We start from the raw sequence: 25,076 nt of genomic DNA on the forward strand, positions 1-25,076 counted from the left end.
CGGCCAGGCCGGCCTTCGTCGGCGCGGCATCTGGCGTCAGACAGCGGGCTCGGGCCGTCATCCCAGCCGGGGGCGGGTTACTCCCAGGCGACGTTGGCCGAAAACAGATAGCCCGCGCCGTAAATGGTTTTGATCAGGGCGGGGCTCGCTGGGGTTTGTTCCAGCTTCTGGCGCAACCGCGACACCCTCACGTCGATGCTGCGGTCGAGCGGGTCGAGATCAGAGCGTCCGGCAAGCTGTTCTCGCGTCAGGATGCGGTTGGGCCGCTGCAGCAGCGCCGTCAGCAGTCGGGCCTCGGAGACGCTCAGCTCGACCGATTGCCCGGCCGGCGAGGTGAGCTGGTTGCAGTCCAGATCGAAGCACCAGCCGACAAACCACGCCCGGCGCGCCGCCGCGCCCGGCTCCGCCTCGGCCTGTCGGGCGTAGCGGCGCAGGATGACGCGAATGCGGGCGATCAGCTCGCGCGGCTCGAACGGTTTCACGATGTAGTCGTCGGCGCCGGTCTCCAGCCCCACCACGCGGTCGGCCACGTGGCTGCGTCCGGTCAGGATCAGCACCGGGCAGTCGTGGGTTTTCCAGAGACGGCTGACCAGCTCCATGCCGTCGATGTCCGGCAGGCCCAGGTCGACCAGGCACAGGCTCGGGCGGGTGGACCGGAGAGCCCCGAGCAGGTCTTGCCCGGTGGCGAAGTGGCGGGCGTCGAAGCCGTAGTCCTGCAGGGTGCGGCAGATCAGCCGGGAAATCTCCGGCTCGTCCTCGACGACGAAAATGAGTTCGTGGCGGGCCTCCGCCATCGCTTCGTTAGGCGTATTGACTGGGTTCATCATGGGCCTGGATGGATCGCCAAAGCGAGTTGTTCTTTGGAAAACGGCTTGTACAAGGGGTCGATGCCGAGCTCGGCGGACAGCCCGGCCGCGCTGTCCTGGGCATTGCCGCTGATCAGCACCACGTGCAGCCCGGGGCGCAGGCGGCGCGCCCGTTCGGCGAGCTGCCAGCCGCTGACGCCGCCCGGCATCACCACGTCGGAGACCACGCAGGCGATCTCCTCTACCTGTTCGATCATGGCGAGCGCTTCGACGCCGTTGTCGGCTTCCAGCACGGCATAGCCCAGATCGACCAGTTGCATGCGGATGATCTTGCGCACCTCCGCCTCATCCTCCACCAGCAGCACCAGTTCGCCGCTGGCGCTGCAGATCGCGGGACAGGCCAGCGAGTGCTCGCCAGCCGGCGCCGGGCTTCCTGCCGGCAGGTAGAGGATCACCGCGGTGCCGGCGCCAATGGTGCTTTCGATGTGCACCATGCCGTGCGACTGCTCGACGAAACCATACACCATGCTGAGCCCCAGGCCACTGCCGCCGTCAAAGCGCTTGGTGGTGAAGAACGGCTCGAAGGCCCGCGCCAGGGTGGCGCCGTCCATACCGCAGCCGTTGTCGCGCACCGTGATCCGCACGTAGTCGCCCGGCGCCAGCGGGCGCTCGCCAACGCCGATGGCCAGAATCGATTCCGGGGCGATCTCGATACGCAGCCGCCCGCCGTCCGGCATGGCATCGCGCGCGTTGAGGGCCAGATTGAGCAGGGCGTTTTCCAGCTGGTGCGGGTCGGCAAACGCAAAGAGCGGCTCTTCCGGCAGTTGGGTGGTGATGCTGATGGTGGAGGGCAGCGAGCTCCTCAGCAGCCGGGTCAGGTTGAGCACCAGCCGGCCCACTTCGATGCTCTGCGGCTCGAGCGGCTGCTGGCGCGAGAAAGTGAGCAACTGCCGGATCACTTCGACGCCACGCCGCGCCGCCTGGATCGCCGGATCGACGTACTCCATCAGCGCGGTGGCGTGCGCATGTTTTTCCTGCAACGCCGCCAGGTTGCCCAGCACCACCGTGAGCAGGTTGTTGAAATCATGCGCCAGCCCGCCCGCCAGCTCGCCCACCGCTTCCATCTTCTGCGCGCGCAGCAGGGCGTTTTGCGCCAGCACCTGCTCGGTGATGTCGAGCGACAGGGAGAAGAAGCCCATCACCTGACCGTCGGCACCGATCTCGGGCACCAGGGTGCTGCGGGCGTAGACGGTGCGGCCGTCGGCTCGCACCCGCGAGTATTCGTAGCCGACCTGCTGTCCGGCCTGGGCCTTGCGCAGATGGGGCTGCAAGGTCTGGAACAGTTCGGCCCCCATGACGGTTTCCACGGTCTGGCCGATCACCGTTTCCTTGGTGCGCCCGGTCCAGTCGGCGTAGCCCTTGTTGGCGAAGCGGTACACCAGATGGCGGTCGATGTAGGCGATGAACGCCGGCACGGTGTCGGTGATCAGGCGCAGCCGCGCCTCGCTCAGGCGCAGGTCGGCGGCGACCAGGTCGAGGTTGGCCTTGGCCTTGCGCAAGCCGGCGTTGGCGCCTTCGAGTTCGGCGGTGCGTTCGCGCACGCGGCGGTCGAGCTCGGCGTTCTCGTTTTCGATCAGGCGCTCGTAATTGCGCTGGGTGGTGATGTCGGTGTAGATCGTGATGAAGCCCTTGCCGGGCAGCGGCACGCCGTGGACCTTCAGAACCTGTCCATCCGGCCGCACCCGTTCCATGGTGTGCGGCAGGAACTGGCGCGCCACCTCGACCCGCTCGGTGACCTGCTGCTCGATATCGCCCGGGCCGTATTCGCCACGTTCGGCGTTATGGCGGATGAAGGCCTCGAACGGGGTGCCGAGGCGGGCGAGCTCGTCCGGGAACTCGAGCAGGTCGAGAAAGGCCTGGTTCCACGCCACCAGGCGCAGATTGGCGTCGAACACGGTCAGACCCTGGTCGATCAGGTCGAGCCCGGCGTACAGCAGCTCGTGCCGCTCCAGTGCGGCGCTGAATCCTTCTTCGTCCGAGACAGGTGTCGGCTTCCCCGAATCCATGGCGATTCCATCCCATTCCAACAATGGCAGTAGGCCTATTGTGCCATGACCCGGGGCAGGACAGACCCGTCACCGATGCTCGTTACAATTCAGTACATTTCGCGAAAAGTTCATTAAACCTTCTCTTGCACCATAGGGATAACGCCTGCCGCAACAAGGCGAACGGCAGTTCGTCCCGCACAGGGAGCACTGCCGCGGCACCTTACAACATGTGCATTAGAGGAGGAGGTTGCAGTGAACTCTACCAATCCGTACGGCATTGGCCTCGACAAGGGTCCGGCCAACTATGTCCCGCTGTCCCCGCTGACCTTCCTGGAGCGCAGCGCCACGGTCTATCCCGAACGCATCGCCTCGATTCACGGCGACTGGCGCATGACCTGGCGCGAGGTCTACCAGCGCTGCCGCCGTCTGGCCTCGGCGCTGCAGCGTCGCGGCGTCGGCGCCGGCGATACCGTGGCGGTCATGCTGCCCAACATCCCGGCGATGTTCGAATGCCATTTCGGGGTGCCGATGTGCGGCGCCGTGCTCAATACGCTCAATACCCGTCTCGACGCCGAATCGATCGCTTTCATGCTGCGCCACGGCGAAGCCAAGGTGCTGATCACCGATCGCGAATTCTGCGAGCCGGTCGCCAAGGCACTGGCCATGCTGGACACCAAGCCGCTGGTGATCGACGTGGACGATCATCTCTTCACCGGCGGCGATCTGCTGGGCGAGACCGACTACGAGGCCTTGCTCCGGGAGGGCGACCCGGAATTCGCCTGGTCGCTGCCCGGCGACGAGTGGGACGCCATCAGCCTCAACTACACCTCGGGCACCACCGGCAACCCCAAGGGCGTGGTCTATCACCACCGCGGCGCCTACCTCAACGCCGTGTGCAACCTGTTCGAATGGGGCGTGCCGCGCCACGCGGTGTACCTGTGGACCTTGCCGATGTTCCATTGCAACGGCTGGTGCTTCCCCTGGGCGATGGCGGCCAACGCCGGCACCAACGTGTTCCTGCGCCGCGTCGACCCGCGTCAGATCTTCGCCCAGATCAAGCAGCATCGCGTGACGCATTACTGCGCGGCGCCGATCGTCCACAACATGATGATCAACGTGGCCGACGAGTGCGGCAAGGACATCGAGCACGAGGTGAGCTGCCTCGTCGCCGGTGCGGCGCCGCCGGCCGCGGTGATCGAAGGCATGCAGCGCCTGGGCTTCAACATCACCCACGTCTACGGCCTCACCGAAACCTACGGCCCGGCCGGGGTCTGCGCCAAGCAGCCGGAGTGGGAGGGCATGACCCTGGCGGAGCGCACCGAGCGCAACGGCCGCCAGGGGGTGCGCTACTCGATGCAGGAAGGCATGACGGTGATGAACCCGGAAACCATGCAGCCGGTGCCGGCCGACGGCGAAACCATGGGCGAGATCATGTTCCGCGGCAACCTGGTGATGAAGGGCTACCTGAAAAACCCGGACGCCAGCGCCGAAGCCTTTGCCGGCGGCTGGTTCCACACCGGTGACCTGGCCGTGCTGCAGCCGGACGGCTACGTCAAGATCAAGGACCGCTCCAAGGACATCATCATCTCGGGCGGCGAGAACATTTCCTCGCTCGAGGTGGAAGACGTGCTGTACCGCCACCCGGCGGTGATGAGCGCCGCCGTGGTGGCCAAGCCGGACAGCAAGTGGGGCGAGGTGACCTGCGCCTTCGTCGAGCTGAAGGACGGCGTCACCGTCACCGAGCGCGAGATCATCGACTACTGCCGCGCCCATCTGGCGCACTTCAAGGCCCCCAAGCAGGTGGTGTTCGGGCCGATCCCGAAAACGTCCACCGGCAAAATCCAGAAATTCCTGCTGCGCCAGGAAATGAAATCGTCCTCGGCCATCGAATGACGGCCCACGTTGCGGAGTGAGGAAATGAAGATTGTGGTACCCGTGAAGCGGGTCATCGACGCCAACGTCAAGGTCCGCCTCAAGGCCGACGGCAGCGCCGTCGACAGCGACAACGCGAAGATGTCGATGAACCCGTTCGACGAGATCGCGGTGGAAGAAGCGATCCGTCTGAAAGAGGCCGGCGCGGCCGGCGAGATCGTCGCGGTCTCGATCGGATCGGACGCCTGCCAGGACGTGCTGCGCGCGGCGCTGGCGATGGGCGCCGACCGTGCCCTGCTGATCCGTACCGAGGCAGTGCTGGAGCCGCTGGCAGTGGCCAAGCTGCTGCGCGAGGTGGTGGCGCGCGAGCAGCCGCGGCTGGTGATCTGCGGCAAGCAGTCGACCGACGGCGACGCCAACCAGGCCGGGCAGATGCTGGCGGGCCTGTTGGGCTGGCCGCAGGCGACCTTCGCTTCCAAGCTCGACCTCGGTACCGACGGCGCCACCGTGACGCGGGAAATCGACGGTGGCCTGGAAATCATCGCCGTCACGCTGCCGGCGGTGGTCACCACCGACCTGCGCCTCAACAGCCCGCGCTACACCACGCTGCCCAACATCATGAAAGCCAAGAAGAAGCCGCTCGACGTCGTCGCGCTGGACGAATTCGGCGTCGACACCCGGCCGCGCCTGACCACGCTGGGCCTGGCCGAGCCGGCCGCGCGCAGCGCCGGGGTGAGGGTGGCCGACGTGGCCGAGCTGTTGGCGAAATTGAAGAACGAGGCAAAGGTGATCTGAATGACGGCCCTGATTATCGCTGAACACGACAACGGCTCGCTCAAGAGCGCGACCGCCAACACCATCGCTGCGGCACGTCAGCTCGGCGTCGAGATTCACGTGCTGGTGGCCGGCAGCGCCTGCTCCGCCGCCGCGGAACAGGCTGCCCGTCTGCGCGGCGTCGGCAAGGTACTGATGGCGGATGCGCGGCACTACGAGGGAGGGTTGGCCGAAAACCTGGCGGCGCTGATCGTCTCGCTGGCCCCGTCCTACAGCCACGTGCTGGCCCCGGCGACCACCTTCGGCAAGAACGTGCTGCCGCGCGTGGCCGCGCAGCTCGACGTCGGCCAGGTGTCGGACATCGTCGAGGTGCTGGCGCCGGACACCTTCGTGCGGCCGATTTATGCCGGCAATGTGCTCGCCAAGGTGCGCTCCGACGACCCGATCAAGGTGATCACGGTGCGCGCCACCGCGTTCGAGGCCACCGGCCAGGGCGGCACCGCACCGATCGACACCATCGCCCCCGGCCCCGACCTGGGCATGTCGCGCCTGCTGGAGCGGGAGTTGACCCATTCCTCCCGCCCGGAACTCACCGAAGCCAAGATCGTGGTATCCGGCGGACGCGGCTTGCAAAGCGGCGAGAACTTCAAGCTGCTGGAAACCCTGGCCGACCGGCTGGGCGCCGCGATCGGCGCTTCGCGCGCGGCGGTCGATTCGGGCTTCGTGCCCAACGACTACCAGGTAGGGCAGACCGGCAAGATCGTCGCGCCGCAACTCTACATCGCGGTCGGCATTTCCGGTGCCATCCAGCATCTGGCCGGCATGAAGGGTTCCAAGGTGATCGTGGCGATCAACAAGGACCCGGAGGCGCCGATTTTCCAGGTCGCTGATTACGGCCTGACCGCCGACCTTTTCCAGGCCGTACCGGAGTTGATCTCCGCGCTTGGCCAGTGACCGTTCACCACCCGGCCCCACACGCAGGCCAGCCTGGGCACGGCCTTGTCCGACGTCTTCGGCCAACGTGTGGACCCGGGTTCGCAAGAGGATAGAGATAATGAGTCAGTACGTTGCCCCGGTGCGGGACATGTTGTTCGTGATGCAGGAGCTGGCCGGCTTGGCCGACGTGGGCGCGCTGCCGGGATGGGAAGAGGCGGGCGCCGAACTGGCCGAGGCGGTGCTGGAGGAAGCGGGCCGCTTCGCCGGCGAGGTGATCGCGCCGCTCAACGTGGTCGGCGACCGCGAAGGCAGCCGTCTCGTCGACGGCAAGGTGGTGGTGCCCGCCGGCTTTGCCGAGGCCTATCACCAGTTCGTCGAGGCGGGCTGGGGCGGCATCTCGTCGCCGGAGGCATTCGGCGGGCAGGGCTTGCCGCAGCTCTTGGCCAAGCCGGTGACCGAGATGTGGAAATCCGCCTGCCTGGCGTTCTCGCTGTGCCCGATGCTGACCCAGGGCGCGCTTGAGGCGCTGCTGCACCATGGCACCCCGGAACAGCAGAACGCCTACCTCGCCAAACTGGTGTCGGGCGAATGGACCGGCACCATGAACCTGACCGAGCCGCAGGCCGGTTCCGACCTTTCGGCGGTACGCAGCCGCGCCATGCCGGAGGGCGATCACTACCGCCTCTTCGGCAACAAGATCTTCATCACCTGGGGCGAGCATGATGTCACCGAGAACATCGTGCACCTGGTGCTGGCGCGTCTGCCGGACGCCCCGGCCGGGGTGAAGGGCATCTCGCTGTTCGTGGTGCCGAAGTACCTGCTCAACGCCGACGGCTCGCTGGGCGAGCGCAACGACGTGCAGTGCGTGTCGCTGGAGCACAAGATGGGCATCCACGGCAGCCCGACCGCCGTGCTGGCCTACGGCGAGAGCGCCGGCGCCATCGGCTACCTGGTGGGCGAGCCCAACCGCGGCCTCGAGTACATGTTCACCATGATGAACCACGCGCGGCTGGCGGTCGGCCTGGAAGGCGTGGCGATTTCCGAACGCGCCTACCAGCAGGCGCGCGACTACGCCCGCGAGCGGGTGCAGGGCCGGGCGCTGGGCCACGAGTCGGCCGGCGCCATCATCCGCCACCCCGACGTGCGGCGCATGCTGCTGACCATGAAATCGCAGACCGAGGCGATGCGGGCGCTGGCCTACGTCACGGCGGCCTACATGGACCAGGCCGCGCGCCACCCCGACCCGGCGGAGCGCGCACGCTACCAGTCCCGCGTCGAACTGCTCACCCCGGTGGTGAAGGGCTGGTGCACCGAGACCGCTCAGGAAGTCACCTCGCTCGGCGTGCAGGTGCATGGCGGCATGGGCTTCATCGAGGAAACCGGCGCCGCCCAGCACATGCGCGACGCGCGCATCATCACCATCTACGAAGGCACCACCGGCATCCAGGCCAACGATCTGCTGGGTCGCAAGACGCTGCGTGAACAGGGCAAGACGCTGCTGGCGCTGATCGAGGAGATGCGTACCGACACCGCGCGCGTTGGCGCTCTGGACGGCGAGGCGTTCCGCCAGTTGGCCGCGGCGCAGGATGTGGCCATCAAGGAACTGGAAGGCGCCACCCGCCACCTGATCGAGGCGGCCACCGTCGACCCGCGCTTGGCGTTTGCCGGGGCCGTGCCTTACCTGATGCTGCTGGGCACCGTGTGCGGCGGCTGGCAGATGACGCGGGCGGCAGGCGCCGCCCAGGCCCGCATCGCCGCCGGCGAAACGGCCGCGTTCTACCGTGCCAAGATCGACACCGCGCTGTTCTACGCCGAGCACATCCTGCCGCGTGCCATGACCCACGCCTACGTGGTCCAGCACGGCGCCCGTTCCACGCTGGCGCTCGACGAGTCCGCGTTCTGAGGAGAGGCGGATGAACGCGCGCGAAAGCATGGAATACGACGTGGTGATCGTCGGCGGCGGCCCTTCCGGCCTGAGCGCGGCGATTCGCCTCAAGCAGCTGGCGGCCGACAAGGGCCAGGACATCAGCGTGTGTCTCTTGGAGAAGGGCTCCGAGATCGGCGCCCACATCCTGTCCGGCGCGGTGCTTGAACCGCGCACGCTGAACGAACTGATCCCGGACTGGAAAGACAAGGGCGCGCCGCTCAACACCCCGGCCCAGAAGGACCAGTTCCTGCTGCTGACCGAAACCGAGTCGATCCAGCTGCCTACCCCGCCGCAGATGCACAACGAGGGCAACTACATCATCAGCCTGGGCAACTTCTGCCGCTGGCTCGGCCAGCAGGCCGAAGAACTCGGCGTCGAAATCTACCCCGGCTTCGCCGCCGCCGAAGTGCTCTACCACCCGGACGGCTCGGTCAAGGGCGTGGCCACCGGCAACGTCGGCACCGGCAAGAACGGCGACCAGGAAGGCGAACCCGGCATCGAACTGTGGGCCAAACAGACCGTGTTCGCCGAAGGCTGCCGCGGCTCCCTCACCAAGACCCTGTTCGAACGCTTCAAGCTGCGCAACGGCGCCGACCCGCAAACCTACGGCATCGGCATCAAGGAACTGTGGGAAGTGAAGCCCGAACTGCACCAGCCGGGCAAGATCACCCACACCGCCGGCTGGCCGATGGACACCGCCACCTACGGCGGTTCCTTCCTCTACCACCTGGAGAACAACCAAGTCGTGGTCGGCTTCGTGGTGGGGCTGGACTACCAGAACCCCTACCTGTCGCCGTACGAGGAATTCCAGCGCTTCAAGACCCACCCGGCCATCAAGGGCGTGTTCGAAGGCGGCCGGCGCCTGTCCTACGGCGCGCGCGCCATCTCCGAAGGCGGGCTGCAGAGCATCCCCAAGCTCACCTTCCCGGGCGGGGTGCTGATCGGCGACACCGCCGGCTTCCTCAACGTGCCCAAGATCAAGGGCACCCACACCGCGATGAAGTCCGCCATGCTGGCGGCCGAAGCCATTGCCGAGGCGCTGGCCACGGCACAGGAAGGCCAGCCCATCGAGGCCGCCGCCTACACCGACAAGTTCAAGCAGAGCTGGCTCTACGACGAACTCTACCGCGTGCGCAACATCCGCCCGTCGTTCCGCTGGGGGCTGTGGCCGGCAATGCTCTACTCGGCGCTCGACACCTACCTGTTTCGCGGCAAGGCCCCGTGGACGCTGCATCACCAGCACGCCGACCACGAGTGCCTCAAGCCCAAGGACGAGTGCACGCCGATCGCCTACCCGAAGCCGGACGGTGTGCTGACCTTCGACCGCCTGTCGTCGGTGTTCATCTCCAACACCAACCACAGCGAAGACCAGCCGCCACACCTGAAGCTGAAGGACCCGACGGTACCGATCCGCGTCAACCTGGAAAAGTACGACGCCCCCGAGCAGCGCTACTGCCCGGCCGGGGTGTACGAGATCGTCGGCCGTGAGGAGGGCGAACCGCGCCTGCAGATCAACGCGCAGAACTGCGTGCACTGCAAGACCTGCGACATCAAGGACCCGACCCAGAACATCGGCTGGGTGACGCCGGAAGGCGGCGGCGGGCCCAACTACCCGAACATGTAAACGGCCGTGCGGCCTGGTCTTGCCCGGAGCGCTTCACCCTCCGGCAAGCGCCGGCCTGCGCCTGATAACAAGCACACCTTCACACAAGAGAGAGAACAGCGATGACAGAAAACAACTTGACCATCGGCGTGGTTGGAGCAGGGCAAATGGGGAGCGGCATCGCCCAGGTCTGCGCCATGGCCGGCATGACGGTGCTGCTGAACGACGTTTCCGAACAGGCCGTCGCGCGCGGCATCGACACCATCGCCGGACAGCTCGATCGGCTGGTGACCAAGGACAAGCTGAGCGCCAGCGCCCGCGACGAGGCACTGCGCCACCTGAAGCCTGCCGCCAGCCTGGAGCAACTGGCCCAGTGCGATTGCGTGATCGAGGCCGCCACCGAGAACGAAACGCTCAAGCTCGACATCTTCCGCCGCCTCGACGCCATCGTGCAGCCGAACGCCGTGCTCGCCAGCAATACCTCGTCGATCTCGATCACCCGCATCGCGGCGGCGACCCAGCGCCCCGACAAGGTCATCGGCATGCACTTCATGAACCCGGTGCCGGTGATGCCGCTGATCGAGGTCATCCGCGGCCTGCATACCTCGGATGCGGTGTGCCAGGCGGTAACGCTGCTGGCCAAGCAGATCGGCAAGGTGCCGGTGGAGGTGAAGGACGGCTTCGGCTTCGTCGCCAACCGTCTGCTGATTCCGATGATCAACGAAGCGATCTTCTGCCTGTACGAGGGGCTGGCCAGCGCGGAGGACATCGACACCGTGATGAAGCTCGGCGCCAACCATCCCATCGGCCCCTTGGCGCTGGCCGACCTGATCGGGCTCGACACCTGCCTCGCCATCATGGCGGTGCTGCACGAGGGCTTCGACGATTCGAAATACCGCCCATGTCCCTTGCTCAAGCAGATGGTCGATGCCGGCCTGCTCGGGCGCAAAACCGGCCAGGGCTTTTTCCGCTACAACACCTAAGCCAAACCCGATGGCCGTCACGGAGCTGGCGCACGGCGCCGGCTTCGCCGATCACCCTGACAACAGGAGGCATCCGCCATGTCCAGCGAACCCAATGTGCTGCTCGAGATCGTCGAGCCTTCCATCTACCGTCTGACCATCAATCGTCCCAAGGCCCTGAACGCCCTGAACCGCGCCACTATCGCCGAGCTGGGCGCGGCGCTGGCAACCGTCGCCGCCGATCGCTACGCGCGCGTGCTGCTGGTGACCGGCGCCGGGGACAAGGCTTTTGTGGCCGGCGCCGATATCCGCGCCATGCAGGACATGAGCCCGATCGAAGGGCAGCGCTTCGCCCGCGACACCATGGCGGTGTTCCGCCAGCTGGAAACCCTGGCGATCCCGGTGATCGCCGTGGTCAACGGCTACGCGCTGGGCGGCGGCTGCGAACTGGCCATGAGCTGTGACTGGATTCTGGCGGGCGAGAACGCCGTCTTCGGCCAACCCGAGGTCAATCTGGGCCTCACGCCCGGCTTCGGCGGCACACAGCGCCTGACCCGGCTGGTGGGGCGCGCGCGCGCACTGGAACTCATCACCACCGGGCGCCAGGTCAAGGCGGACGAGGCGCTGCGCTGGGGCCTGGTCAACCATGTCTTCCCCGCCGGACAGCTGATGGACGAAGCGCTCACGATGGCGCGGCAGATCGCCAGCAAGGCGCCGATCGCGGTGCGGCTCAGCAAGGAAGCGGTGCAACGCGGCCAGGATCTCGACCTCGACAACGCCTGCCAGTTCGAGGCTCAGGTATTCGGCCTGGCGTTTTCCACCGAGGACAAGCGCGAGGGCGTGGCCGCCTTCCTCGACAAGCGCACCCCCACCTTCAGCAACCGCTAGCGTCCCGTTTTACCGGAGAGAGGGCGCACCTGCGCCGCCTCTCCGGCGTTGCACCCCCGCAGTACCGAACCACCCACCATAACAATCAAAACTTCCATGGAGGAAAACTATCATGACTGCACCTCAGCAGGGTCTTCAGATCGTCGAAACCCGTACCACCATTGCCGACCCCACCGCCCTGGGCGTGTTCGGCCTGTCGCTGGTCACGTTCGTGGCGGCCTCGGCCAAGATGCACTGGACCGAAGGGGTGGGCTATCTGATCCCGTGGACGATGTTCCTGGGGTCGATCGCGCAGATTTGGGCCTCGTCGCTCGACTTCAAGAAAAACAACTACTTCGGCGCCATTGTGCTGGGGGTGTACGGTCTGTTCTGGATGGCGGTGTCCATGCACTGGGCGATCAGCCTGGGCTGGTTCGGTGCCGTTGACCCGGCGCAGTTCGACCCGCACCAGATCGCCTTCGCCTTCTTCGGCTACGGCATCTTCTCGCTGTTCATCATGGTGGTGGCGTTCGAGACCAACAAGGTGTTCGCCACCATTGTGGTGCTGATCAACGTCCTGCTGTTTTCGCTGGGTTTTGCCGCGCTGGGCGTGGCCAAGGCCCAGTTCAGCACGGCGGCGGCCTGGTCCGAACTGTTGATCTCGCTCTTGGGCTTCTACGCCTGCGGCGCCATCTTCTTCCGGAATTTCTTCGGCCGGGAAATTCTGCCCTTGGGCGCCCCGCTGGGTCTGATCAAACGTAGCTGATGCCCTGATCCGGGCGTGCCCTGCGGGCGCGCCCGTTCCATGACTTCCGCCCACAACCCTGGTCGAAACGACGGTTCTCCTGCCGGGGCGGTAGCGATTTCCCCCTCCCATAAAGAACCACAGTCGATCGGCAATGCCAGGCGCCGCTAGTGCCGCACGCTCACTTCGAACAGCGCGGCGGCACGCTCGGGCGGTTGCAGCTGCCCATCCACCAGAAAGATGCGGCGGTCGGCAGCCTGGGCGAAGGTCGGGTCGTGCGTGACGGCGACCACGGCACGGTTCTGGTTGCGCGCCAGGTCGTGCAGGATGTCGCGCACGTTGGCGCTGGCGTGGGTGTCGAGCGAGCCGCTCGGTTCGTCCGCCAGGATCAGCTGCGGGTCGTTCGCCAGCGCCCGCGCCACGGCCACGCGCTGGCGCTGCCCTCCGGACATCTGGCTCGGACGCTTGTGCATCTGCTCGGCCAGTCCGAAGGTGTGCAGCAGCTCGCTCGCCTTGTCGTGCGCTTCTTCCTCTGTTAAACGCGCCAGCTTACGCATCGGCAGCATCACGTTGTCGAGCGCCGAGAATTCTTCCAGCAGAAAGTGGAACTGGAACACAAAGCCGATGCGTTCCAGCCGGATATGGGCGAGGTGATCTTCGCTCAGGCCGGTGGTCAGGGTGTCGTCCAACCACACCTGACCGGCGGTGGGCATGTCGAGCAGCCCCAAGAGATAGAGCAGCGACGACTTGCCCGAGCCGGACGGTCCCATGATGGCGACGAACTCGCCGCGCGCGATCTCCAGGTCGATGTTCTCCACCAGCGTGGTGGGCACGTCGCCCGGCAGCACGCGCGTGAGCGATTCCGTGCGCAGCACCGTGCTCATGCCGCCCCCCGCAGGATGTCCACCGGGCGCACGCGTCCGCCCTTGCGCGCCGGCAGATAGGCGGCCACCAGCGCCGAGCCCATGGCGAACGCCGCGGCCAGCGCCATTTGGTCCCAGCCCCAGTAGATCGGCAGAAAGGCTTGCGTGGTGATGAACGGGCTTTTCACTTCGACCCGCGCGAGGCCGGCCATCAGTGCCAGCCCAAGGCCGGTGCCGAGCACGCTGCCGACCAGGCCGAGCAGGGCGCCTTCGATCAGGAAGATCCGGCGGATGTCGCGCGCGTGAAAGCCGATCGACTTGAGGATGGCGATATCGCGGGTTTTTTCCAGCACCACGGTGGAAATCACGTTGTAGATGCCGAAGGCGGCCACGATCAGGGTGGCGGCCACCACGCTGTACATGATGATGTTGCGGATTTTCACCAGGTTCATGATGTCTTCGCTGGCTTCCTGCCACGATTGCGTCTTGTAGCCGAGCGCGCGTTCGATCTGGCCCGCGACGACCGGTGCGCGCGCCGGGTCGTCCAGCTTGAGGATGAAACGGTTAGCCACGTTGGGGCGGCCCAGCAACGTCTGCGCGCGCTTGAGGATGATAAAGGTCTGCCCATCGTCGTAGGAGGCAGTACCGGTACGGAACAGGGCGACGATCTTCATCACGCGCACCAGGCCGGTGGGGGAGGTGACCGAGATCTTGTCGCCGAGCTTGGCGCGGAATTTGTCGGCGAGACCGGTGCCGATGATGATGCCGTCCGGGTCGGAGTGCAGCGAGGCGAGCGAGCCGGACACGAAATACTGGTCGATGGTGCTGACGTTCTTCATCAGGTCCGGCTCGATACCGTTGATGGCGGCGCCCAGGTCCTTGCCGGCGAAGGTGAAGATAGCCTGCCCGAGCAGCACCGGCGCCACGCGCAGGCCCGGCAGGCGGCTGACGAAATCCAGCTTCTGCTTGTACTGGCGGATGCCGCGCACCTCGGTTTCCGGCTTGACGCCGTGGATTTCCACCGCGCCGTGCGCCGCTGCCAGTTCGGCCGCCTGCGGCTTGGCCTGGCGGAATTCGTCGTACACGGTGATGTGGGCCGAGTTGTCCACCAGGCGGTGCATGAAGTCCTGCTCCGAGCCGCGCATCAGGGCTGACACAGCAAGAAAGAACGCCACGCCGAGACCGATGCCGGCGAGCGAAACCAGCGTCTGGCGCCGGCGCGACAGCAGGTGGCTCAGCGCGATCGAGGCCGCCAGCTTCATCGGGGCGTTCCTGCCGGCGCGGCATCGGGCTGGGCGCGCACCTTCTGCCCGTCCTTCAGTTCGGCCGGCGGTTCGGCGATGAAGGTATCGCCATCGTTCAGGCCGACCAGCACCTCGCTGCGGTCCGCCCCCCTGGCACCGAGCGAGAGGCTCTGTTTGTGCGCACGGCCGTCGCGCACCAGCCAGATCGCGCTGCCGTTGAGCGCCGTGCTCGGCACCAGCAGCGCGTGCTCACGCCGGGCCAGGATGATGTTGACCTCGGTGGTCATGCCGATCATCAACGGGGTGCCGGGAAGCAGGGCGATGCGCACGCGGTAGTTGCGCGCCAGCGGGTCGCCCTTGGCGGTGATCTCGGCCACCTTGCCTTCGAACACCCGCCCGGGGAAACCGTCGGCGGTGATCTGGGCAGGCTGTCCCACTTTGACACCGGCGATGTCTTCCTCATCGACCACGGTGGTGATGCGCGGCGGTGCGCCGGACTGGGCCAGATAGAACACCGGCTGGTTGAGCGGTATGAAGTCCCCCACCTCGCCGTCGCGGCGGATGATGTGCCCGGCGCCGGGCGCGCGCAGCGTCATGAATTTGATCTGCTCTTCGATGCGGCGCGTGGTGGCGCGGGCGGAATCGAATGTGGAGCGGGCCTGATCGAGCTGATCGATGGTGGCGAAGCCGGAGCTGAACAGCGCCTGCACGCGTTGCCAGCGCTGCTCGGCGTAACGCAGCCGGGCCTGTTCGTCGCCCAGGCTGGCGCGCAGATCGCTGTCGTCGAGCCGGCCCAGGATTTGCCCCGGCGTCACCTCGGCACCTTCATCGGCGCGCAGCTCGACCAGCCGCCCGCCGACCTGCGGAGCGATGGTGACTGTCACGCTTGCCTCGACGTTGCCGGTGGCGTACACCGCCTGGATGGCCGGCCCGCGTGTGGGGTGGCCCACTTTGACCATGGGGGGTGCCAGCCAGTGCCAGAGCAGGACGGATAGCCCGGCGGCGAGCAGCAGGAAGAAGGCCCCTTTGCCGGCCCGATAGAGGGCGGATTTTCGGTGGGAACGGCTATCGTTCGATGCCATATCGTGTCATTGGTCGCTTCATAACAGGCGCTACGGCCAGCGGAATACGATTTCACCTGCGTGAGGTGGCGCGGCGCCAGCCCTTCATCTGCATTGCTCTCGATGGTTCGACCGGCCCCGCCAGGCCGTCGAGAACGTTGCAAGGAACTATGTTGACGATAGATCGCGCCGCCGGCGAGTGCCATGCGTGGGGTCAAGATTTATCCAGAACGGATGGGGCGGGGCCGGAACAGACGGTGATCTACCCGTTCCGGCAAAGGACATGCGACAACACGGTGCCTCGTGGGGACGGATTCAATCGAAGCGGTCGTCGCGCACTTGCACCATGCCCTGCTCGACGCGCACCGGGAAGGTAGCGACCGGTTCGTAGGCGGGCGGGCCGAGTGCCTCGCCGGTACGCAGCGAGAACGACGCGCCGTGGCGTGGGCAGACGATGCACTCACCCAGCACCTCGCCACCGGACAGGGTCTCGGCTTCGTGGCTGCACATGTCCTCGATGGCGTAATAGCGGCCCTCGACGTTGAACACGGCAATCGCCACGCCGTCGGCGTCCACGGTGTGGAACGTCCCGGGCGGGAAGCCGTCGGCCGGGGCCACGTCGAACCAGTCGCTCATCACAGCAGGCCCAGTTCCAGGCGTGCCGCCTCGCTCATCATGTCCTGCGACCAGGGCGGCTCCCACACCAGTTCGACCTCGGCCTCGTGCACGCCGTCGACGCGTTCCACCGCCTCGGCCACCTGCGCGGGAAAGGTCTGCGCCACCGGGCAGCCCGGCGCGGTCAGCGTCAGGTCGATATGGACCTTGCCCTCGGCGTCATCCACGTCGAGCGCGTAGATGAGCCCCAGGTCGTAGATGTTGACCGGAATTTCCGGGTCGTACACGGTGCGCAGCGCCTCGATCACGCGCTGCTGCAATTCGGAAACCGGGGGAGGGGCGGTTTTGTCGTTTCGGTGATGCCAGTGAAACAGGTCCATCGTCTTCACTCCGTCGATACCGGCTGGCCGTCCTGGTGCAGCGCGGCCAACAGGGTATGCCAAGCCAGGGTGGCGCACTTCACCCGGGTCGGAAACTCGCGCACCCCGGCCAGTACGGCAAGCTTGCCGAGCGGCGCGTCAGCGGGAAGGCCGTCCTCGGACGTCACCAAGGCGTGGAAGACGGCAAACAGCGCTTCGGCCTCGGCCTCGGTCCTGCCCTTGAGCGCATCGGTCATCAGCGAAGCCGAGGCGGTGGAAATGGCACAGCCCGCGCCTTCGAAACGGGCCTCCTCGATCACGCCGTCGACCACCTTGAGCGACAACGAAAGATGGTCGCCGCACAGCGGATTGAACCCCTCGGCGTGGCGGTTAGCCCCCGCCAGCGGACCGAAATTGTGCGGCCGGCGATAGTGGTCGACGATGAGTTCCTGGTAGAGATCGCGTAAATCGGACATCAGCCAAACACCTCCCGGGCCTTGCGGATGGCGCGTAGCAGCGTCGCCACGTCTTCGGCCGTGTTGTAGAGGGCGAACGAGGCGCGCGCCGTGGCGGGCACGCCGAAATGCGCCATCACCGGCATCGCGCAATGGTGCCCGGCGCGCACCGCCACCCCTTCCAAATCCAGGATCGTTCCGACGTCGTGCGGGTGCACACCCTCCAGGGTAAATGCCAGGATGCTCGCCTTGTCGCGCGCCGTGCCGATCAGGCGCAGGCCGGGTATCTGCGCAGCTTCGGCGGTGGCGTAATCCAGCAGCGCCTGCTCGTGGGCGGCGATGGCGGGCAAGCCCACCGTGTTCACATAGTCGATGGCCGCTCCCAGGCCGATGACGCCGGCGATATTCGGGGTGCCGGCCTCGAACTTGTAGGGCAAGTCGTTGTAAGTGGTCCTGGTGAAAGTGACCTGGCGGATCATGTCGCCGCCGCCCTGGTAAGGCGGCATCGACTCCAGCAGCGCCGCCTTGCCGTAGAGCACACCGATGCCGGTCGGGCCATAAAGCTTGTGGCCGGAAAAGGCGTAGAAATCGCTGCCGAGCGCCTGCACGTCGACCGGCAGATGGGCGACGGCCTGGGCGCCGTCGACCAGCACCACCGCCCCGGCGGCGTGGGCTAGCTCGATCAGCTGGCGCACCGGGTTGACGGTGCCCAGTGCGTTGGACAGCTGTGTCACCGCGACCAGGCGGGTGGCCGGGCCCAGCAGGCGCGCAAATTCGTCGAGCCGCAGCTCGCCCGCATCATCGATCGGAGCGACGCGCAGAGTGGCACCGCTGCGCTCGCACAGCAGTTGCCACGGCACGATGTTGGAGTGGTGCTCCATTTCGGTGATCAGGATTTCGTCGCCGCGCCGCAAACGTTGGCCGAAGCTCGTCGCCACCAGGTTGATCGCCTCGGTGGTGCCGCGCACGAACACGATTTCCTCGCGCCGCGCCGCGTTGATAAAGCGTCGCACCGTGTCGCGCGCCGCCTCGAAGGCGTCGGTGGCACGCTGGCTCAGGGTGTGCACGCCACGGTGGACGTTAGCGTTGTACTCACGGTAATAACGGGCCTCGGCCTCGATCACGGCGAGCGGTTTTTGCGTGGTGGCGGCGTTGTCCAGGTAGACCAACGGCTTGCCGTGCACGGTCTGCTGCAGGATGGGGAAATCCTGCCGCCAGCGCGCCACCTCCGGCGCGGACAGCGTGTCCGGGCGGACGGCTTCTTGCTTCACCACGGCGTTCATACCAGCTCCTTCACCCGCTCGGGCAAACGCCCCAGCAGCAGTTTCTCCAGCCGCGCGCGCAACGGCGCCATGTCGATCCGGCCGGTCATCTCCGCCGCGAAGGCGAAGGTGAGCAGGGCGCGCGCGTCGGCCTCGTCCACCCCGCGCGAGCGTAGGTAAAACACCTGCTCCGGGTCGAGCTGGCCGACGGTGGCACCGTGGCGGCACTTCACGTCGTCGGCGTAGATTTCCAGCTGCGGCTTGGTGTCGATCTCGGCGTTGTCCGACAGCAGCAAGTTGCGGTTGGCCTGATAGGCGTCGCTGTGCTGGGCGTCGGCATGCACGATGACCCGGCCGTTGAACACCGCCCGCGACGCGCCGGCCAGCACGCCCTTGTAGAACTCGCGGCTGGTGCCGTAGGGCTGGGCATGGTCGATGCGGGTGTGGTGGTCGATGTGCTGCCGGCCGTCGGTCATGTAGAGCCCGTCGAGCGTGCAGCTGGCGTGCTCGGCGTTGAGTCCGACGCGGATGTCGACGCGCCCCAGGCCGCCGCCCAACGCGAACGAGCGCGAAACGAAGCGGCTGCCTTGCTGTTGGTCGACGTCCAGCGCGGCCACGTGGAAGGCCTTGAGGGACTCCTGTTGCAGCTTGAGGTGTTCAACCTCGGCATCGCGCCCGACCACCAGGTCGGTGGCGGTGTTGCTCAGGTAGGCGCCGTCGCCCAGCGCCACATGGTGCTCGATCAGGCAGGCGCGGCTGCCGGCCTCGGCCCGGACCACGTTGCGCGTATGCAGCGCCAGCCCCGGTTCGGTGGTGACGAACAGCAGGTGGACCGGCGTCTCGAGCGCCACCCCGGCGGCCAGATGGAGATAGACACCGTCGCTGAAGAAGGCCTGGTTGAGCGCGGCGAAGCCGGACGGGTAGGGGTCCGACCGCGGCCCTAGCACGCCCTCCAGCCGTTCCGATTCGCGCCCCAGCACTTCGGCGAGGCTCGCCAGCGTGACCCCGGCCGGCAGTGCCCCGATGTTCGAGCAGCGCGGCTGGTAACGGCCATTCACGAACACCAGGCGCTGCGTTCCCGCCAGCCCCCAGGCGTCGATCTGCCCGGGCGCGACGCCGTTCGCCGTCGGAGGGGGCGACAGAAAGCGGCTTTTCTCGATGGCGGCGACACTGGTGTACTTCCAGTCTTCCTGGCGCAGAGTCGGGAAACCTGTCTCGGCGAAGCACGCCAGGCCCGCCTCGCGCCCGTGCCGCAGCCATGGCAGCGCGCTACCCGGCAAGGTCGTGGCGATGCGGGCGAATTCGTCGCGGTAGAAGTCGGCGGCAGAATTCATGCGCCGCCTCCCGCCGGTCCCGCCGCTGCCTCGACCCAGCCGTAGCCGCGGTTTTCCAGCTCCAGCGCCAGCTCACGTCCGCCGGACAAGGCGATGCGGCCCTGTGCCAGCACGTGCACCTGGTCCGGCACGATGTAATTGAGCAGGCGCTGGTAGTGCGTCACCAGCACCATGGCGCGTTCCGGGCTGCGCATGGCGTTGACCCCGCCGGCGACGACCTTGAGCGCGTCGATGTCCAGGCCCGAGTCGGTCTCGTCGAGCAGTGCGAGCCGGGGCTCGAGCACCGCCATCTGCAAAATCTCGTTGCGCTTCTTCTCGCCGCCGGAAAAGCCTTCGTTCACCGAGCGGTACAGCAGGTCGGTGTCCATGCCCATCAGCTTGAGCTTGTCCTTCACCAGCGCGAGGAAGTCCACCGCGTCCAGCTCTGGCTCGCCACGGTGCTGGCGCAGCGCGTTCACCGCCGCCTTCAAGAGATAGATGTTGGCGACGCCGGGAATTTCCACCGGGTACTGAAACGCCAGGAAAATCCCCTCGCGAGCCCGCAGCTCGGGGGATAGTTCGAGCAGGTTGCGCCCCAGGTAGCGCACTTCGCCGGCCGTCACCGTATAGCCCTCGTGCCCGGCCAGCACATGCGCCAGCGTGCTCTTGCCCGAGCCGTTAGGTCCCATGATGGCGTGCACCTCACCGGCGCGCACGGTCAGATCGATGCCGCGCAGGATGGGCTTGTCGTTGATCGAGACGTGCAGGTTGCGGATGTCGAGCATGGTTTGGTCCTCGCTAGAATCTGCTTTACGATCTGTCGTGAGCGGCCCTCAGCGGGGTGAAAAGCAGCGCAGGAACCGGAATGGACATGAAGTCCATGAGGATTCCTGATCGCTGAGCGAATCAATAGATTCGCACGCAGTGCACATGAGCCCCGATCAGGGATCGCGCAGCAAGATCGTAAACAGATTTTCAGCCGATGCTGCCCTCCAGGCTAACCCCCAACAGCTTCTGGGCCTCCACCGCGAACTCCATCGGCAGCTCCTTGAACACTTCCTTGCAAAAGCCGCTGACGATCATCGACACCGCGTCTTCCGGCGCGATGCCTCGGCTCTGGCAGTAGAACAGCTGGTCTTCGCCGATGCGCGAGGTCGAGGCCTCATGCTCGACGCGGGCAGTGGGGTTCTTCACCTCGATGTAGGGGAAGGTGTGGGCGGCGCAGCGGTCGCCCAGCAGCAGCGAGTCGCATTGCGTGTAATTGCGCGCCCCGACAGCACTCTTGGCCACCTTCACCAGGCCGCGATAGGCGTTGCTGCCGTGTCCGGCCGAAATGCCCTTGGAGAGGATGGTGCTGCGGGTGTTCTTGCCCAGGTGGATCATCTTGGTGCCGGTGTCGGCCTGCTGGTAATGGTTGGTCAGCGCCACCGAATAAAACTCGCCGACGGCGTTGTCGCCCTGCAGGATCACGCTGGGGTACTTCCAGGTGATGGCGGACCCGGTTTCCACCTGGGTCCAGGAAATCTTCGAGTTGGCGCCACGGCAATCGCCACGTTTGGTGACGAAGTTGTAGATGCCGCCGTGCCCCTCCTTGTCGCCGGGGTACCAGTTCTGCACCGTCGCGTACTTGATCTGGGCGTCTTCCAGCGCGATCAGCTCGACCACGGCGGCGTGCAGCTGGTTCTCGTCGCGCATCGGCGCGGTACAGCCTTCCAGGTAGCTGACGTAGGCGCCCTTGTCGGCAATGATCAGCGTGCGTTCGAACTGGCCGGTGTTGCGGGCGTTGATGCGGAAGTAGGTCGACAGCTCCATCGGGCAGCGCACGCCGGGCGGGATGTAGCAGAACGAGCCGTCGCTGAACACCGCCGAGTTGAGCGAGGCGAAGAAGTTGTCGGTATAGGGCACCACCGAACCCAGGTACTGCCGCACCAGCTCGGGGTGCTCGCGCACCGCCTCGGAGAACGAGCAGAAGATGATGCCGAGCCCGGCCAGCTTGTCCTTGAAGGTGGTCGCCACCGACACGCTGTCGAACACCGCGTCCACCGCCACGCCGGCAAGCAGGGCGCGTTCCTCCAGCGGCACGCCCAGTTTCTCGTAGGTGCGCAGCAGCTCCGGGTCGACCTCGTCCAGGCTCTTCGGCCCGTCCTGGCGCGACTTCGGCGCGGAGTAATAGGTGATGTCCTGGTAGTCGATGGCAGGGTGGTGCACCGTGGCCCAGTGGGGCTCGGCCATGGTGAGCCAGTGCCGGTACGCCTTCAGGCGCCATTCCAGCAGAAAGTCCGGCTCGCCCTTCTTGGCCGAAATCAGCCGGATCACGTCTTCGGACAAGCCACGCGGCACGGTGTCGGTCTCGACGCTGGTGAAAAAGCCGTGCTTGTATTCCTGGCTGATCAGCTCGTCGAGTTTGACTGTCGAACTGGCCATCTGCCTCTCCTGTCGGTTTCGCTCAACCAGGACCGTCCGAACGGGGCCGGTCATGCCCCGGCCGCCGCCGGTCCGGCATCCCCGCTGATCCCGGCTGCATCATGTCTTCCAGCGTCAGGCCAGCGAGGGTCTGACGCAGGGCCCAGTCGATGCGCTGCCAGTGGCTGCGCACGGCGCACGCGTTCTCCTGCGGACACAGGCCGGCCGCGACGCTGCATTCCGTGACGCCGAGCGGGCCCTCCAGCGCGTCGATGACCTGGGCGATGGAAATCTCCCGGGGCGGTCGCGCCAGCAGGTAGCCGCCGTGGGCGCCCCGCAACGAATGCAGCAAGGCCTTGCGTGCCAGGGTCTTGAGGATTTTGCTCGCGGTAGGTGCGGCTACCCCCACCGCGCCAGCAAGCTCGGCGGCGCTGTAGACACGGCCAGGCTCACGCGCCATGTGGGCCATGATCACGGTGCCGTAGTCGGTCAGTCTGCTCAGCCGAAACATCTTCAAGCCCTTGTTGTTTATATAGAATCAATTTAGTCCTATATGTTCCGAAGGGCCAGGTCTACCGGCGTCGAGTAAAGGGAAAACGGCTATTGGACGCCCGGCCCGACTCACTCCACCAGGGCAGGAGGCAACGGCATGAAATTCATTTTCGAAGTTCGCATGAGACCCGGTTACACGGTCGAGGAATACGCCGAGGCCTGGATTCGCGCCAGCGAGATCATCCAGCGCACGCCCGGCGCCCGTGGCACCTATCTGCATCGCAAGATCGGCGAGCCCAATACCTTGCTGGCCATCGCCACCTGGGAGTCGAAGGCGCACCGCGATGCCAAGGACGACCGGCGCGACGAAACGGTCCGCGCCATTCTCGAAAAACATGCGGCCAATTGCGACATCACCGTCATCGGCGAATTCGACGAACCGGAATGGTCCGTGCTGCCGCCTGCGCAGGACGCTAAATGATCCGCCGGATACGGGAGGAGGGCGTGTCAGCCGTTGGTTCTTCTCTGCCTTGCTGCCGCAGAAGCGGTCGGGCGAGGCGAGGGCGCCGGTGATGGCGATGGCGCCCGCCACGGTCGTGCCTTGACTGGGCATGGCCCAGCGCCAAACGCGCCGGGGAGGGGATTTATTTGCCGCCCGATGGAGTCCGGTTGGCGGCGTATTCGGGCGAGCGGGACAACTGCCCCAATTGCTCGGACAGGAAGTCGATCAGCGTGCGCACCTTTTGCGGCAGGAAGCGGCGCGCCGGGTAGAGCGCATACAGCGCCGTGCTCGGTTTCTCCCAGTCCGGCAGCAGTTCCACCAGCCGCCCCGAGGCCAGGTCTTCGCTGACCAGCACACTGGGCTGCAGCGCGATGCCGAGCCCGGCGCGGGCCGCGTCGATCAGCACCGCGCCGTCGTTGGTGCTGAGCGAGCCGGATACGCGCACGGTCACGGGAGAGTCGGGCGGGCCGAAGCTCCAGGCGTTCGACTCCAGCGGGCGGCTGTAGCGCAGGCAGTTGTGATGAACGAGGTCAGCCGGCGTCTGCGGCGTGCCGTGCTTTTCCAGGTAGCTCGGCGCCGCCAGCAAGGTGCTGTAGATCGGACCCAGCAGCAGCCGGGCGATGAGGTTTTCCTCGCTGGCGTGCAGCGAGGTGCGCAGCGCGAGGTCGTAACCTTCCTCGACCAGGTCGATGTGGCGGTTGGTGAGCATCAGATCGACGCTGATCTCCGGATAGCGGCGGTGGAATTCGGTCAGCAGCGTGCCCAACCGACGTTGGCCGAAGGCGACGCTGGCGGTGATGCGCAGCGTGCCCGCCGGGGTCTGGCTCTGGCGGCTGGCCAGCGCCGCGGCCTCATCCACCTGCGCCAGGATGGACCCCACGCGCTGGAGGTAATCGGCCCCGACTTCCGTCAGGGACAGGCGCCGGGTCGAGCGATGCAACAAGCGCACGCCCAGCTGTTGTTCGAGTGCCGCCACGTATTTGGTGACCATGGCGCGGGACAGGTCCATGCGCTCGGCGGCGGCGGCAAAACTGCCGGCTTCGGTCACGGCCTGGAAGACGCGCATGGCGGTCAAGGTATCCATAGTTTCTTTTTAGTTAATTACCCATTTCATTTTCACTGGTTTATTCCCAACCAAGCAACTGTTGAAATACCTCCATGACGCCCCGCACGACAACGCGGCGCCGCTTTTCCGGTAACCGGGATCGTTTCGGACCCTCGGACACCGACCCAACATGGAGATCTGCAGCATGAAAAAAATCAGCTTCGCCGCCGCCTTGCCCTGTACCGCCTTGATCGCCCTCGCGTTTGCCGGTTCGGCTTACGCCGGCAACGACAACTATTACGCCGACAACCTGGGCGGCGCCATGGTGAAAACCGCCGCCACGGCACCGCAAGCGTCCTTCGGCACCCGCACCGCGGTGATCGATGCCGACACCCATCTCCGCCTGACGGTGGCGCAAGACGGCAGTGTACAGCCCGGCTCGGTCGGCGTGCCGCGTGACGACAGCATGGCGTTTCACGTTTCCAATACCAGCGCCCAACCGGTGAACGTGGTGATCGAAGGCGAAGGGGCGGCCCCGGTGACCATCGGTCAGGTCGGCGCGCACAAGGAAGCCAACTTCGCCTGGCGCTTCGACAGCTTCAAAGCCGTGCCGCGCGCGCTCAAGGTCGGCCAGTCCGCCGTGAAACTGTATGTGCTCAACCCGCGCAGCACCAACTGACCGCCCCCCAGACCCGTCCGCCCAAGCCCCGGAACCCCGGGGCTTTTTAGAGCCTGTTCAAGGCCTATTTGCGCCGGCAGTGTCCTGGCCCAGCAAACGGCCAGCGCAGCCGGAAAAAACCTTGAGCAGGCTCTTGGACTTCCGGCCCTGTCGCTTTGCTATAACCAAAGCCAAGACCCAGGCATGGCCGGGAGCCCCGCAGGTTTGAAGCCCCCTGCGTGGCGAGGGGTACGCGTCATTTCT

Annotated in this window: 24 protein-coding genes; 10 read left to right on the plus strand and 14 right to left on the minus strand. The window is 66.2% G+C overall.

The window, feature by feature from the left end; genetic code table 11:
* Window positions 1-77: 77 nt before the first annotated feature.
* Both B9N72_RS17975 and B9N72_RS17980 read right to left on the minus strand, forming a co-directional pair.
* Window positions 78-827, minus strand: coding sequence for a response regulator transcription factor (locus B9N72_RS17975; protein WP_085277583.1), 750 nt, complete (start codon window positions 825-827; stop codon window positions 78-80).
* Complete coding sequence (locus B9N72_RS17980) at window positions 824-2,872, minus strand: PAS-domain containing protein (RefSeq protein WP_085277584.1); 2,049 nt, start codon at window positions 2,870-2,872, stop codon at window positions 824-826. Before B9N72_RS17980 ends, B9N72_RS17975 begins: the two co-directional genes overlap by 4 nt.
* A 234-nt stretch (window positions 2,873-3,106) precedes the next feature.
* On the opposite strand from B9N72_RS17980, the gene B9N72_RS17985 reads away from it, so the two are divergent.
* The 8 genes from B9N72_RS17985 (at window position 3,107) to B9N72_RS18020 (ending at window position 12,561) form a co-directional block, all read left to right on the plus strand.
* The gene (locus B9N72_RS17985) at window positions 3,107-4,747 is read left to right on the plus strand and encodes an acyl-CoA synthetase (protein WP_085277585.1); all 1,641 of its coding nucleotides are present in this window, start codon (window positions 3,107-3,109) and stop codon (window positions 4,745-4,747) included.
* A gap of 24 nt (window positions 4,748-4,771) precedes the next feature.
* On the plus strand, window positions 4,772-5,521 hold the full coding sequence (locus B9N72_RS17990) for an electron transfer flavoprotein subunit beta/FixA family protein (protein ID WP_085277586.1): 750 nt from the start codon (window positions 4,772-4,774) through the stop codon (window positions 5,519-5,521).
* Entirely contained in the window at window positions 5,522-6,454 is a 933-nt protein-coding gene (locus tag B9N72_RS17995) for an electron transfer flavoprotein subunit alpha/FixB family protein (protein ID WP_085277587.1), read from the plus strand.
* Window positions 6,455-6,554: 100 nt separating this feature from the next.
* Window positions 6,555-8,339: an acyl-CoA dehydrogenase gene (locus B9N72_RS18000; RefSeq protein WP_085277588.1), complete on the plus strand. Its 1,785-nt coding sequence runs from the start codon at window positions 6,555-6,557 to the stop codon at window positions 8,337-8,339.
* Between the two features lie 10 nt (window positions 8,340-8,349).
* Window positions 8,350-9,987, plus strand: a complete 1,638-nt coding sequence (locus B9N72_RS18005) for an electron transfer flavoprotein-ubiquinone oxidoreductase (protein WP_234986039.1) — start codon at window positions 8,350-8,352, stop codon at window positions 9,985-9,987.
* 101 nt (window positions 9,988-10,088) lie between these two features.
* Window positions 10,089-10,949 (plus strand): 3-hydroxybutyryl-CoA dehydrogenase, encoded by an 861-nt coding sequence (locus B9N72_RS18010; protein WP_085277589.1) that lies wholly within the window; start codon window positions 10,089-10,091, stop codon window positions 10,947-10,949.
* Between the two features lie 78 nt (window positions 10,950-11,027).
* Window positions 11,028-11,816: an enoyl-CoA hydratase-related protein gene (locus B9N72_RS18015; RefSeq protein WP_085277590.1), complete on the plus strand. Its 789-nt coding sequence runs from the start codon at window positions 11,028-11,030 to the stop codon at window positions 11,814-11,816.
* A gap of 112 nt (window positions 11,817-11,928) precedes the next feature.
* Window positions 11,929-12,561: an acetate uptake transporter gene (locus B9N72_RS18020; RefSeq protein WP_085277591.1), complete on the plus strand. Its 633-nt coding sequence runs from the start codon at window positions 11,929-11,931 to the stop codon at window positions 12,559-12,561.
* Between the two features lie 146 nt (window positions 12,562-12,707).
* On the opposite strand, the gene B9N72_RS18025 is transcribed toward B9N72_RS18020, so the two are convergent.
* The 11 genes from B9N72_RS18025 to B9N72_RS18075 form a co-directional block, all read right to left on the minus strand.
* Entirely contained in the window at window positions 12,708-13,424 is a 717-nt protein-coding gene (locus B9N72_RS18025) for an ABC transporter ATP-binding protein (protein ID WP_085277592.1), read from the minus strand.
* On the minus strand, window positions 13,421-14,665 hold the full coding sequence (locus B9N72_RS18030; protein ID WP_085277593.1) for an ABC transporter permease: 1,245 nt from the start codon (window positions 14,663-14,665) through the stop codon (window positions 13,421-13,423). Before B9N72_RS18030 ends, B9N72_RS18025 begins: the two co-directional genes overlap by 4 nt.
* Window positions 14,662-15,729, minus strand: coding sequence for an efflux RND transporter periplasmic adaptor subunit (locus tag B9N72_RS18035; RefSeq protein WP_085277594.1), 1,068 nt, complete (start codon window positions 15,727-15,729; stop codon window positions 14,662-14,664). Before B9N72_RS18035 ends, B9N72_RS18030 begins: the two co-directional genes overlap by 4 nt.
* A gap of 294 nt (window positions 15,730-16,023) precedes the next feature.
* Window positions 16,024-16,344 carry a non-heme iron oxygenase ferredoxin subunit gene (locus B9N72_RS18040; protein ID WP_085277595.1) on the minus strand — a complete coding sequence of 107 codons (321 nt, stop codon included), beginning with the start codon at window positions 16,342-16,344 and terminating at the stop codon, window positions 16,024-16,026.
* A complete protein-coding gene (locus B9N72_RS18045) occupies window positions 16,344-16,703 on the minus strand; it encodes an SUF system Fe-S cluster assembly protein (RefSeq protein WP_085277596.1) in 360 nt (119 codons plus the stop codon). Before B9N72_RS18045 ends, B9N72_RS18040 begins: the two co-directional genes overlap by 1 nt.
* A 5-nt stretch (window positions 16,704-16,708) precedes the next feature.
* The gene (sufU, locus tag B9N72_RS18050; RefSeq protein WP_085277597.1) at window positions 16,709-17,158 is read right to left on the minus strand and encodes a Fe-S cluster assembly sulfur transfer protein SufU; all 450 of its coding nucleotides are present in this window, start codon (window positions 17,156-17,158) and stop codon (window positions 16,709-16,711) included.
* Window positions 17,158-18,420 (minus strand): cysteine desulfurase, encoded by a 1,263-nt coding sequence (locus B9N72_RS18055; RefSeq protein WP_085277598.1) that lies wholly within the window; start codon window positions 18,418-18,420, stop codon window positions 17,158-17,160. The genes sufU and B9N72_RS18055 overlap by 1 nt, the downstream gene beginning before the upstream one ends.
* Window positions 18,417-19,733, minus strand: a complete 1,317-nt coding sequence (sufD, locus tag B9N72_RS18060) for a Fe-S cluster assembly protein SufD (protein ID WP_085277599.1) — start codon at window positions 19,731-19,733, stop codon at window positions 18,417-18,419. The genes B9N72_RS18055 and sufD overlap by 4 nt, the downstream gene beginning before the upstream one ends.
* Window positions 19,730-20,497: a Fe-S cluster assembly ATPase SufC gene (gene sufC / locus B9N72_RS18065; RefSeq protein ID WP_085277600.1), complete on the minus strand. Its 768-nt coding sequence runs from the start codon at window positions 20,495-20,497 to the stop codon at window positions 19,730-19,732. The genes sufD and sufC overlap by 4 nt, the downstream gene beginning before the upstream one ends.
* Window positions 20,498-20,687: 190 nt before the next feature.
* Window positions 20,688-22,136 carry a Fe-S cluster assembly protein SufB gene (sufB, locus tag B9N72_RS18070; protein WP_085277601.1) on the minus strand — a complete coding sequence of 483 codons (1,449 nt, stop codon included), beginning with the start codon at window positions 22,134-22,136 and terminating at the stop codon, window positions 20,688-20,690.
* 22 nt (window positions 22,137-22,158) lie between these two features.
* On the minus strand, window positions 22,159-22,626 hold the full coding sequence (locus B9N72_RS18075; RefSeq protein ID WP_085277602.1) for an SUF system Fe-S cluster assembly regulator: 468 nt from the start codon (window positions 22,624-22,626) through the stop codon (window positions 22,159-22,161).
* Between the two features lie 138 nt (window positions 22,627-22,764).
* Between B9N72_RS18075 and B9N72_RS18080 the strand changes: the two genes are divergently transcribed.
* The gene (locus B9N72_RS18080) at window positions 22,765-23,088 is read left to right on the plus strand and encodes an antibiotic biosynthesis monooxygenase family protein (RefSeq protein WP_085277603.1); all 324 of its coding nucleotides are present in this window, start codon (window positions 22,765-22,767) and stop codon (window positions 23,086-23,088) included.
* 163 nt (window positions 23,089-23,251) lie between these two features.
* On the opposite strand, the gene B9N72_RS18085 is transcribed toward B9N72_RS18080, so the two are convergent.
* On the minus strand, window positions 23,252-24,193 hold the full coding sequence (locus tag B9N72_RS18085) for a LysR family transcriptional regulator (RefSeq protein ID WP_085277604.1): 942 nt from the start codon (window positions 24,191-24,193) through the stop codon (window positions 23,252-23,254).
* A gap of 166 nt (window positions 24,194-24,359) precedes the next feature.
* Here B9N72_RS18085 and B9N72_RS18090 point away from each other — a divergent pair, with 166 nt between their 5' ends.
* Window positions 24,360-24,833 carry a hypothetical protein gene (locus tag B9N72_RS18090; protein WP_085277605.1) on the plus strand — a complete coding sequence of 158 codons (474 nt, stop codon included), beginning with the start codon at window positions 24,360-24,362 and terminating at the stop codon, window positions 24,831-24,833.
* Window positions 24,834-25,076: the final 243 nt, after the last annotated feature.

Origin of the sequence: Pseudogulbenkiania subflava DSM 22618 (assembly GCF_900177275.1) — a bacterium.
In the GTDB taxonomy this organism is placed as follows: Bacteria; Pseudomonadota; Gammaproteobacteria; order Burkholderiales; family Chromobacteriaceae; genus Pseudogulbenkiania; species Pseudogulbenkiania subflava.

Coding starts and splice junctions, on each gene's coding strand:
- B9N72_RS18035 (WP_085277594.1), bottom strand. CDS start 15,729: ATGGCATCGAACGATAGCCGTTCCCACCGAAAATCCGCCCTCTATCGG.
- B9N72_RS17980 (WP_085277584.1), bottom strand. CDS start 2,872: ATGGATTCGGGGAAGCCGACACCTGTCTCGGACGAAGAAGGATTCAGC.
- B9N72_RS18045 (WP_085277596.1), bottom strand. CDS start 16,703: ATGGACCTGTTTCACTGGCATCACCGAAACGACAAAACCGCCCCTCCC.
- B9N72_RS18055 (WP_085277598.1), bottom strand. CDS start 18,420: ATGAACGCCGTGGTGAAGCAAGAAGCCGTCCGCCCGGACACGCTGTCC.
- B9N72_RS17995 (WP_085277587.1), top strand. CDS start 5,522: ATGACGGCCCTGATTATCGCTGAACACGACAACGGCTCGCTCAAGAGC.
- B9N72_RS17975 (WP_085277583.1), bottom strand. CDS start 827: ATGATGAACCCAGTCAATACGCCTAACGAAGCGATGGCGGAGGCCCGC.
- B9N72_RS18000 (WP_085277588.1), top strand. CDS start 6,555: ATGAGTCAGTACGTTGCCCCGGTGCGGGACATGTTGTTCGTGATGCAG.
- B9N72_RS18085 (WP_085277604.1), bottom strand. CDS start 24,193: ATGGATACCTTGACCGCCATGCGCGTCTTCCAGGCCGTGACCGAAGCC.
- B9N72_RS17990 (WP_085277586.1), top strand. CDS start 4,772: ATGAAGATTGTGGTACCCGTGAAGCGGGTCATCGACGCCAACGTCAAG.
- B9N72_RS18020 (WP_085277591.1), top strand. CDS start 11,929: ATGACTGCACCTCAGCAGGGTCTTCAGATCGTCGAAACCCGTACCACC.
- sufB (WP_085277601.1), bottom strand. CDS start 22,136: ATGGCCAGTTCGACAGTCAAACTCGACGAGCTGATCAGCCAGGAATAC.
- B9N72_RS18025 (WP_085277592.1), bottom strand. CDS start 13,424: ATGAGCACGGTGCTGCGCACGGAATCGCTCACGCGCGTGCTGCCGGGC.
- B9N72_RS18075 (WP_085277602.1), bottom strand. CDS start 22,626: ATGTTTCGGCTGAGCAGACTGACCGACTACGGCACCGTGATCATGGCC.
- B9N72_RS18040 (WP_085277595.1), bottom strand. CDS start 16,344: ATGAGCGACTGGTTCGACGTGGCCCCGGCCGACGGCTTCCCGCCCGGG.
- B9N72_RS18080 (WP_085277603.1), top strand. CDS start 22,765: ATGAAATTCATTTTCGAAGTTCGCATGAGACCCGGTTACACGGTCGAG.
- B9N72_RS18005 (WP_234986039.1), top strand. CDS start 8,350: ATGAACGCGCGCGAAAGCATGGAATACGACGTGGTGATCGTCGGCGGC.
- B9N72_RS18090 (WP_085277605.1), top strand. CDS start 24,360: ATGAAAAAAATCAGCTTCGCCGCCGCCTTGCCCTGTACCGCCTTGATC.
- sufC (WP_085277600.1), bottom strand. CDS start 20,497: ATGCTCGACATCCGCAACCTGCACGTCTCGATCAACGACAAGCCCATC.
- sufD (WP_085277599.1), bottom strand. CDS start 19,733: ATGAATTCTGCCGCCGACTTCTACCGCGACGAATTCGCCCGCATCGCC.
- sufU (WP_085277597.1), bottom strand. CDS start 17,158: ATGTCCGATTTACGCGATCTCTACCAGGAACTCATCGTCGACCACTAT.
- B9N72_RS18015 (WP_085277590.1), top strand. CDS start 11,028: ATGTCCAGCGAACCCAATGTGCTGCTCGAGATCGTCGAGCCTTCCATC.
- B9N72_RS18010 (WP_085277589.1), top strand. CDS start 10,089: ATGACAGAAAACAACTTGACCATCGGCGTGGTTGGAGCAGGGCAAATG.
- B9N72_RS18030 (WP_085277593.1), bottom strand. CDS start 14,665: ATGAAGCTGGCGGCCTCGATCGCGCTGAGCCACCTGCTGTCGCGCCGG.